The organism is Polaromonas sp. (assembly GCF_018780625.1).
Lineage (GTDB): Bacteria > Pseudomonadota > Gammaproteobacteria > Burkholderiales > Burkholderiaceae_C > Polaromonas.
Genome location: NZ_JADMJK010000229.1, coordinates 1 through 9555 on the forward strand (window position 1 = coordinate 1; position 9555 = coordinate 9555).

The 9555-nt window shown below is 64.5% G+C and carries 7 protein-coding genes and 1 pseudogene; 1 reads left to right on the forward strand and 7 read right to left on the reverse strand.

Annotated elements, in window-relative coordinates; genetic code table 11:
- Positions 1-290 (forward strand): annotated as a pseudogene (locus tag IV091_RS16430) (signal recognition particle protein); the annotation flags it as partial.
- A gap of 106 nt (positions 291-396) precedes the next feature.
- Here the strand turns inward: IV091_RS16430 and mdoH are convergent.
- From mdoH to IV091_RS16465, 7 genes are all read right to left on the reverse strand, one after another.
- Positions 397-2379 (reverse strand): glucans biosynthesis glucosyltransferase MdoH, encoded by a 1983-nt coding sequence (mdoH, locus tag IV091_RS16435; protein ID WP_293470333.1) that lies wholly within the window; start codon positions 2377-2379, stop codon positions 397-399.
- Positions 2355-3944: a glucan biosynthesis protein G gene (locus tag IV091_RS16440; RefSeq protein ID WP_293470334.1), complete on the reverse strand. Its 1590-nt coding sequence runs from the start codon at positions 3942-3944 to the stop codon at positions 2355-2357. Before IV091_RS16440 ends, mdoH begins: the two co-directional genes overlap by 25 nt.
- Positions 3945-4146: 202 nt before the next feature.
- Positions 4147-5529, reverse strand: coding sequence for a sigma 54-interacting transcriptional regulator (locus IV091_RS16445; RefSeq protein ID WP_293470335.1), 1383 nt, complete (start codon positions 5527-5529; stop codon positions 4147-4149).
- On the reverse strand, positions 5526-6110 hold the full coding sequence (locus IV091_RS16450) for a hypothetical protein (RefSeq protein ID WP_293470336.1): 585 nt from the start codon (positions 6108-6110) through the stop codon (positions 5526-5528). The genes IV091_RS16445 and IV091_RS16450 overlap by 4 nt, the downstream gene beginning before the upstream one ends.
- Positions 6094-7515 (reverse strand): ATP-binding protein, encoded by a 1422-nt coding sequence (locus IV091_RS16455; RefSeq protein ID WP_293470337.1) that lies wholly within the window; start codon positions 7513-7515, stop codon positions 6094-6096. The genes IV091_RS16450 and IV091_RS16455 overlap by 17 nt, the downstream gene beginning before the upstream one ends.
- Positions 7516-7546: 31 nt before the next feature.
- Positions 7547-8890: a tRNA (N6-isopentenyl adenosine(37)-C2)-methylthiotransferase MiaB gene (miaB, locus tag IV091_RS16460; protein ID WP_293470338.1), complete on the reverse strand. Its 1344-nt coding sequence runs from the start codon at positions 8888-8890 to the stop codon at positions 7547-7549.
- 113 nt (positions 8891-9003) lie between these two features.
- Positions 9004-9429 (reverse strand): hypothetical protein, encoded by a 426-nt coding sequence (locus IV091_RS16465; protein ID WP_293470339.1) that lies wholly within the window; start codon positions 9427-9429, stop codon positions 9004-9006.
- Between the last annotated feature and the right edge of the window lie 126 nt (positions 9430-9555).

Sequence of the window (9555 nt, forward strand, 5' to 3'; positions counted from 1 at the left end):
AGATGGCGGCCAAGGCCGGAGCCATTGACATGGACAAGGCCGAAAAGGACATCAAGCGCAAGGAAGGCATCATCCAGAGCATGACGCCGCTGGAGCGCCGCAAGCCCGAACTGATCAAGGCCACCCGCAAACGGCGCATCGCGGCCGGCTCAGGCGTGCACGTTCAGGAAGTCAACCGCCTGCTCAAGGAGTTTGAGCAAATGCAGGACATGATGAAGAAGATGAAGGGCAGCGGCATGATGAAGATGATGAAACGCATGGGCGGCATGAAGGGCATGCCGAAGTTTTGACGCCAATTTTTCAAGAAAAAAGGCTGTAACCCAAGCAATACGGGCGCAAGAGGCTATCGTTTAGATAGCTGCTTGCGCCCGTAGGTATTTCCGGGCTGCTTGCCGTTCAGGCCGCTTTGAGTCTCGGCTTTGTCAACTGGCTCGCATGCAACCAGGCGCGGCGCAGCACGGCCGGCGACCGGGTTTCCTCCGGAATCAAGAGGTAGTTCTGCGCCCGCATCGCCATGCCCACGCCGACCTTGCTGGTCAGCACCGTCATCGGAATCGACAGCAGCAGCGGCAAGCCGACGGGCAGCAGCCAGACCAGCGCGCTCGCGTCGATGATTGCAACGCCGGCGGCCAGCAGCACGATCACACCGCTCATGGGTGCGAGTTGTGCCAGCGCATGGCGCCATGGCACGGCGGCCGCTTCGCGCGGGGGCGATTTCCATTCCAGCTTCAGGCCAGTCATCGCAATCACGACAAACAAGGTGTGCGCCAGCATGCGGATGGGCGCCTGCAGCAGGGCGATCAGGGTTTCCAGCAGCGCGCTGCGCAGCAGGCTGGCGGTGCCGCCATAAGCCTGTTGCTGACGATTGATCAGCACGGCGGCCAGGCCCAGAATGCGCGGCAAAAACAGCATGCTCAGCGTCCAGGCCCAGAGCGACAGCAACTCGCCGGGCAGCACGTCCCAGTTGCTCACCATGGGGGAGCCCGACAGCCACAGCGCTGTGCCCATCGTCATGAAGCACAGCCACAGCGGCGCCGACAGGTAAGCCATGGCGCCGGTGGCAAACATCGAGCGATGCACCGGATGAATGCCGGGCTCGGCGATCAGGCGCGAGTTTTGCAGGTTGCCCTGGCACCAGCGGCGGTCGCGCTGAAGCTCGGCCAGCAAATCGGGCGGCTGCTGCTCGTAGCTGCCCACGAGGTCAGCCACCAGCCAGACATGGAAACCGGCGCGGCGCATCAAGGCGGCTTCAACAAAATCGTGCGACATGATGCTGCCGGCCATGCCGCCCGTGCCTTCAATGCGCGCCAGCGCGCAGTGCTGCATGAAGGGGGCTATGCGGATGATGGCGTTGTGGCCCCAGTAGTGGGACTCGCCCATCTGCCAGAACTGCATGCCCAGCGTGAACAGGCGGCCCGTCACGCGCGAGCCGAACTGCTGCGCGCGCGCATGCAGCGTCACATGGCCAATGGCCTGGGTGGCGGTCTGGATGATGCCGGCGGTCGGGTTGGCTTCCATCAGCTTGACCATGGAGACCAGGCAGTCGCCGCTCATCACGCTGTCGGCGTCCAGCACCACCATGTAGCGGTAGTCCTTGCCCCAGCGGCGGCAGAAGTCGGCCACGTTGCCGGCCTTGCGGTCGGTGCGGCGTAAGCGCCGCCGGTAATAGACTTCAATTTGCGGCTGGTCCGGCTGGCTGGCCAGCTGGCTGCGCAGGTCTTCCCAGGCGGCGCGCTCGGCCTTGACGATCGCCGGGTCGTTGCTGTCGGACAGCACGAACACGTCGAAAGCCTGCACATGGCCGCTCAGGGCCACCGACTCGCAGGTGGCGCGCAGGCCGGCGAAAACGGTGCGCACATCTTCATTGCAGATGGGCATGATGATGGCGGTGCGCGTGGCCGTGTCCAGCGGGTGGTGCTGGACCTTCCTGGCTGACAGGGTGTGGGCGTCGCCGAACAGGGTGACGTAAAAGCCCATCATGGCGGTCATGAAACCGGTGACCACCCAGGCCGATAACAGGGCAAATAAAGCCAGCTGGCCGTACTGCAGAAAGGCGTTGTCATAAATCGGCTGCATGTCGGCAAACAGCGACGTCGCCAGCACGGTGCTGACGAGGGTCAGCAGCATGAACACGGTACGGCGGCGCTTTGCGGCGTGCTGCCAGGGCTCCTGTGCTTCGGCAGGCACGCGCTGGCGCATGGCCGAGCCGGTCAGCTTGAGCAGCGGCAGCAGCGCGGCCGTGCCCAGGCTGTTCCAGAAACCGCGCCACGGACGCGGCGCCATGGAGCCGCGATGCACCGGCGGTGCGGTGACCGCATTGGGATGACGTTCTTCGCGCAGCAGGCTGCGCCGATTCAGTTGGTGATCAGGTTGGTCCATGTTTCGCTCAGGGTTTGGTTGTTGTGTTGGAGAAAGGCGCGCAGTTCAATTGGCTGGGCCGGCTCGGCGGTCTTGAGGCGCTCGAGCCGCAAGGTCATGCGCCAGGCGCCGGTGGCCGGATTGCGATAAGCCAGGCTTTCGAGCACGCGGGCGTTGGCGCCAGCGGTGGTGATGGCTTCGACCTTGGCGCCTTCCGGCAGGGCGTCCAGGGCCGGGCCGGCAAAGTCAATGACAAACTGGATCTGCTGGCCCAGCGCATCGGCGCCGAGCTTGCTGTAGCCGGTGCCGCGGCGCGACTGCGTGACCCAGCCGTTGGGCGGCAACTGCTGGTTCTTGCCCTGCCAGGCGATCTGGTAGGCCAGGTCGATTGATTGGCCGGGGGGCGGCAGTTTTTCAGGCACCCAGTAAGCGGCCACGTTGTCGTGGGTTTCGTCAGGCGTGGCGAACTGCAGCAGCTCGACGCGGCCGGCGCCAAAGCCCTTGATCGGCGTGACCCAGGCGCTGGGCCGCTTTTCATAGCGCGCTTCGGTGTCTTCGTAGTTCGAAAAAGCCCGGTCGCGCTGCATCAGGCCAAAGCCCTTGAGGCTCTTCATCTTGAACGAGGTGACCAGCGGCGAGGCCGGGTTTTGCAGCGGACGCCAGAGCCATTCGCCCCCCCCTTTGCCGTCATCGGTGGCGATCATCAGGCCGTCCGAGTCATGCACTTCAGGCCGGAAGTCGCCAGGCCGGGGCTGGTTTTCGCCAAAGAAAAACATGCTGGTCAGCGGTGCCAGGCCCAGTGTGGTCACCGGCTTGTCGGTCGGCCGCATGAAGATGCGGGCCTGCACGTCGGTGACGGTCTGCTCGCCCGGCTTGACGCTAAAGCGGTAAGCACCCGTCATGCGCTCCGAATCCATCAAGGCAAAGATGGTCAGCGGGCCGCCCTCGGCGCCTGGCTTTTCCAGCCAGAAGTCGGTGAAGCGCGGGAACTCTTCCTTGGCCGGACCGGCCGTGTCCACCGCCAGGCCACGCGCCGACAGCCCGTACAACTGGCCGGAACCCAGCGCCCGGAAATAGCTGGCGCCCGAGAAAACGATCAGCTCGTCCTTGTAGGTCGGCGAGTTGAGGTGGCTGAAAGCGCGCACACCGCCGTAGCCCAGGTCGCCCCAGTTTTTTGGCGACAGCTTGTTCTTGCCAAAGTTGAATTGCGCCGGGTCATAGGGCACGCGCCTGGCGCCGGCCGAGGTGATCTCATGCACCCGGACCGAGTCGCCCTGGCGGCCAACGTGGAAGAAATTCGCCTCGAAGGGGAGCTTGTCGGCGCGCCACAGCGTGCTGTCCGGTTTGAAGCGTATGTCGCGGTAGGCGTCGTAGTCCAGGGTGGCCAGCTCGGCCGGTACGGCGTGCGAGGCTTGCTTGAAGGGGGTTTTGGCGCGCTGGCTGGCGAGGGTGGCGACATCCTCCAGGCTCCAGGCGTGGGCCAGGGGGGCGCTCAGTGCCAGTGCGCCGGCACAGGCCAGGGCGGCGAAACGCGCGCGCGGGGCGACTCCGCCGAGGCGTTGGGAAACATGAAAAAAGGCTTGCATGCCATCACTAGGGCAAACCCTGTGCCAGCTTGAAAAAACCTTTTTAAATCAACAGCTTGGAAGTCCTGTAAAAATTTTCACGGCAGAAGTGGCCGAGGAATGGGGAAAAAGCCGGCTTTTTGTCGCCAGCCAGCGACAACATTCTTGTCTCGTTTAAAAAATCTTTTTAAATCAAGGGCTTGGCTTGTCGCCAAAAAGCGACTCAGTCGGTCGAGGGGATGGTGCCGTCGGCCTTGAAGTGGCCGGGCGTGAGGCCGTGCTTTTGCATCAGGCGGTAAAACTCGGTGCGGTTGCGGTCGGCCAGCCGGGCTGCGTCAGCCACGTTGCCGTCGGTCAGCTTGAGCAGTCCGACCAGGTAGTCGCGCTCAAAACGCTGTTTGGCCTCGGTAAAGGTCAGCACCTGCACGCTGGGCGAGCGCAGGGCGCGCTGCACCAGCGCCAGCGGCACCAGCGGCGTGGTCGACAGCGCGCAGACCTGCTCCACCACGTTGTAGAGTTGTCGCACATTGCCCGGCCAGGCGGCGGTGGTCAAGGCCTTGAGCGCTTCCGGCGCAAAGCCGCTCAGGCGCTTGTTGTACTTGGCGGCCAGCGTGACCAGGAAATGATTGGCCAGCAGGGGAATGTCCTCGCGGCGTTCCGACAGCGGGGGCAGCGTCAAGGTCACGACATTGAGACGGTAATAAAGGTCGGCCCGGAATTCGCCCGCTTCCATGGCCGCTTCCAGGTCGCGGTGCGTGGCCGAGAGGATGCGCACATCCACCGGAATCGACTGGCTGGCGCCCACCGGCCGGACTTCGTGCTCCTGCAGCACGCGCAGCAGCTTGACCTGCAGCGCGGGCGGCATGTCCCCGATCTCGTCGAGCAGCAGCGTGCCGCCGTCGGCCGCCTGAAACAGACCTTTGTGGCTGCTCACCGCGTCGGTGAAGGCGCCCTTGACATGGCCGAACAGTTCGGATTCGAGCAGTGCCTCGGGAATGGCGCCGCAGTTCACCGCAATAAAGGGCTTGCTGGCGCGGGCGCTGGCCCGGTGAATCGCCTGGGCCAGCAGTTCCTTGCCCGTGCCGCTTTCGCCGCGCAGCAGCACGCTGGCGTCCGAGTGCGCCACCATGCGCGCTTCGGCCAGCGTTTCGGCCATGCGGCTGGAGCGGCTGATGATGTGCGTTTGCCAGGCCTCCGGGCTGCCCCGCTGGGCCGAATGGACGGGCGCGCTCAGTTGCAGCGCCTGCGCAATCTTCTCCAGCAAGCCTTTGCCGTCAAAGGGCTTGGTCAAATAGGTGAATACCCCGCGTTCGGTCGCCTCGACGGCGTCGGGAATGGTGCCGTGCGCCGTCAGCAAAATAACCGGCAGCGAAGGGTGTTGCGCCCGAATGTCGTCAAACAGCGCCAGGCCATCCTTGCCAGGCAACTGCACATCGCTCAGCACCAGTTGCGGCCGCTCCAGCTGGAGCTGGGTCAGCGCGGCTTCGGCCGAGGTGACCGCCGTGACGCGGTAGCCCGCCGCCGTGAGCCGCATGGTGAGCAGGCGCAGCATGTCGGCATCGTCATCCACGACCAGCAGATGGGCTGGCGAAACGGAGGCGGTCATGGTCCGGGCCTGACGCGCCGTGCCGGCGGCAGCGGCGCAGCAGGGCGGCTGGTCAGGCTGCGCTCAATCGCCTTGAGCGCCTCCAGCCGTTCGTTGCTCTGGTCCAGCTTGCGCTGCAGTTCGCGCACTTGCTGGGTTTGCTTTTCAAGTTGTTCTTCGAGCCGGCGCTGCTCGCCATAACGCGCGGCCAGCAGGCGGGCCAGCGCATGCAGGGGCTGCGCCTCGGGATTGCCGAGCACCCGGGCCAGCAGTTCCTGGGCGCGAATCAGTTCTGGCAGCTGGCGCAACTGGCCCAGCGCGAGCGCCAGCTGAAGCTGCGCAGCAGGGGTCATCGCCTCGCCCAGGCGCGCCACCTCCGCGCCCAGCGCTGCAGGCGGCATCAGTCGTACCCGGTCCGCATAGGCCAGCATGCCTGGCCCGGCGTCGGGTGCAATGGGTGCAATGGGCGCCGCTGCCTCGTGCGCGTTGACGTCGGCGCCATGGCTTGCGGGGCTGCTGCAGGCGGCCAGCACGACCAGGGCCCCAGACGCCAGCAGGCATCGGACGGTACGTCGCAAGAAAAATTCAGTTTTTATAAACATGGGGAAGCTCTATCCTGAAGTGTGCACCTGGTTGGTCCGGTAGCAGCACGATGCGCCCGCCATGCGCGGCAATGTATTCATGCACGATGGACAGCCCGATGCCGCTGCCGCGCACGCCGTCGGCGGGCTGGCGTTCGCCCCGGTAAAAGGGCTCGAAAATCCGGTCGCGGTCCGCCGTCGCCACGCCGCTGCCCTGGTCGTGAATGTCGATGCGTGCCAGGCCAGGCAACCGGCTCAGCTCCAGCCGTATCAGCCCCTTGAGCGGCGAGTAGCGGATGGCGTTGGACAGCAGGTTGGCCAGCGCGGTGCCGATTTTTTCCGGGTCCACTTCCATCCGCAGCGGCTCGCCGACGACGCTGACCGACAGCTCTTTTGCCCGCCACTGCAGCCGCTGTGCGTCGACCTGTTCTTCCATGAGCTGCAGCAGGTCAACCGTTTGGCGGTGCAGCTGGCGCGCCTCAAAGGCGGCGGTGTTAAAGCGCAGCAGGTCTTCAATCTGGCCTTGCAGCACGCCGGTGTTGTGTCTGAGGATTTGCGCAATTTCGCGCTGGTCGGCGCTCAAGGGGCCGGCCACGCCGTCTTCCAGCAGCGACACGCCTTCGCGCAGCGACGCCAGCGGAGTTTTGAGTTCATGCGAGATGTGGCGCAGAAAGCGCGACTTGTCGGCGTCCAGCTCGGCCAGCCGCAGTCGCAGCCAGTTGAGCCGCTGCCCGACCAGCGCCAGGTCGGCCGGTCCCTTGATCGCAATCGCCTGGTCGAGCCGGTTTTCACCCAGGCCGACAATCGCATTTTCCAGGCGTTTCAGGGGCCGCGTAAACCAGATGCCGAAGGCCAGCGCCATGGCCACCGCCAGCACGATGGCTGCTGTGACCTGCTGCGCCAGGTGCTGGCGGCTGGTTTCAAGCTTGCCGTCCAATGCCCTGTTGCGCTGCAGTATGGCTTGCTGCACCTGCACCGCGATGGCGGCATGGATGCCTTCCAGTTCGCGAAACTCCTGCGCCAGCGCGCGCTCCCGGTCCGGCGCGGTCTCGGGCGGGCCGCTCAGCAGGTCGCTCATGGCTTGCAGGTGCGCGCGCCACGGCTTTGCCCTGGCGGCAGGGATGTTTTCCCGGGCCAGCGTCGTGAGCAGTTTGGTGGCTTCATGGGCATCGTCCTTGAAGCGCTGCCGCAGGACGCGGTCATTGAGCACAACCGACTGGCGCGCGCTGCGCTCCATGGCGAGGCTGCGCTCCCGGAGCGACTGCGCTGCGCCGCTCAGTTCAAGGGCGCGGGCTGCGTTGTCACGGCTTTGCAGCGTCAGGTCTTCCAGCGTGAACAGGGCCCGAAGCGACGCGGCGCCCAGCAGGGCGGCAATCAGCAGGAAGGCAATGACCAGCAGTTGCCGGAACGAAAACCGTTGCAGCATGGGTCTGGCGTCTGAAGGCAGGGCGGCGGGCTCAGGCCGCAATCGTGTCGTCCTGCGTCAGGACTTCGCCGCGCAAGGAGCGCTGGCTGGTTTCGGTAATCAGCACATCAACCATCTGGCCGACCAGGCGCGGCTGGCCCTTGATGACGACCACCCGGTTGCATTCGGTGCGGCCCATCAATTCGGTCGGGTCCTTGCGCGCCGCGCCTTCGACCAGGATGCGCTGCACCGAACCCAGGCGGCTGGCGCTGATGGCCCGCACGCTGTCGTCCAGCACGGACTGCAGATGCTGCAGGCGCCTCAGCTTGACCTCGTGCGGCGTGTCGTCCGCCAGGTTGGCGGCGGGCGTGCCGGGGCGCGGGCTGAAGATGAAGCTGAAAGAAGTGTCGTAGCCGACGTCGTTGACCAGCTTCATCATCTTCTGGAAATCGTCCTCGGTCTCGCCCGGAAAGCCGACGATGAAGTCGCTGCTCATCGCCAGGTCGGGCCGGATGGCGCGCAGCTTCCTGATCGTGCTCTTGTATTCCATCGCGGTGTAGCCGCGCTTCATCGCCATCAGGATGCGGTCCGAGCCGTGCTGCACCGGCAGGTGCAAATGGTTGACCAGCTTGGGCAGCGTCGCGTACGCGTCGATCAGGCGCTGGGTGAATTCGTTCGGGTGGCTGGTCACGTAGCGGATGCGCTCAATGCCGGGAATCTCGGACACGTATTCAAGCAGCGTCGCAAAGTCGGCAATTTCCGCCGTGCCGCCCATGGGGCCGCGGTAGGCATTGACGTTCTGGCCCAGCAGCGTGACCTCCTTGACGCCCTGGTCGGCCAGGCCGGCGACCTCAACCAGCACGTCTTCAAAAGGCCGCGAGACTTCCTCGCCGCGCGTGTAGGGCACGACGCAGTAGCTGCAGTATTTGGAGCAGCCCTCCATGATGCTGACGAAGGCGCTCGCGCCTTCGACGCGGGCCGGCGGCAGGTGGTCGAATTTTTCAATTTCCGGAAAGCTGATGTCCACCTGCGGCTTGCCGAGACGGGCGCGGCTGGCCAGCAACTGCGGCAGGCGGTGCAGGGTTTGCGGGCCAAACACCACATCGACATAGGGCGCGCGCTGGATGATGGCCGCGCCTTCCTGGCTGGCGACGCAGCCGCCCACACCGATCAGCACGCCTTTTTCCTTCAAATGCTTGACGCGGCCCAGGTCGCTGAAGACCTTTTCCTGCGCCTTTTCGCGCACCGAGCAGGTGTTGAACAAAATCAGGTCAGCCTCGTCGATGTTTGGCGTGTTCTCGTAGCCTTCGGCCGCGTGCAGCACGTCGGACATCTTGTCCGAGTCGTACTCGTTCATCTGGCAGCCGAAGGTTTTGATGAAGACTTTTTTGGACATGATGTGCTACTTTATTAATAGCTAATTGCGCTCGTCTATAGGGCGCTAGAGGCTTGTTTTATTGAGGAAAAGCGCGATGGCGGTCGGCCGGGCAGCGGCTGCTCGCTTGTGTTTCAGGGCGTCTGGACGGAGGGGGCGGCCTCGGCATCGGTGCTGCTGCCAAAACTGAACCAGGAGGACCGGGTGTTGGGTCGCTTTTGCCGGATTTCTTCGCTGTTGAGAATCCAGACCTGGTGCACCAGGCCGGTGTTTTCGCGCAGGTAATTCACCACCAGCGTTTGCTCGACCAGCGCACCCGACATGACCAGCATGTTGTTGGCGTCGCGAATGCGCGCGCCGGGCGACAGCCTGTCGGGCTTGCTGTCCATCGAAATAATGGGCGCTGTGCGCACCACCATCTCGCCGCGAAGGGCGGCAGCGGGAAACTGCCTGACGGCGGGTTTGAATTCGGGGGTCTGGGCGCTGACGGGTGCGCTGCCAAGGCAGACGGCTGCCAGCAGCGTGAGGGTGGCAATAAAGCGGGGCGTGCAGCGGTTCATGGTGTGTGTCCAGAGGCTGTGAAGCAACAAAGCCCCAGAGGCTTGAATCGACTCTGGGGCTTGTGAAATATTTGGTGGTGATAGGTGGACTTGAACCACCGACATCAGCATTATGAATGCTGCGCT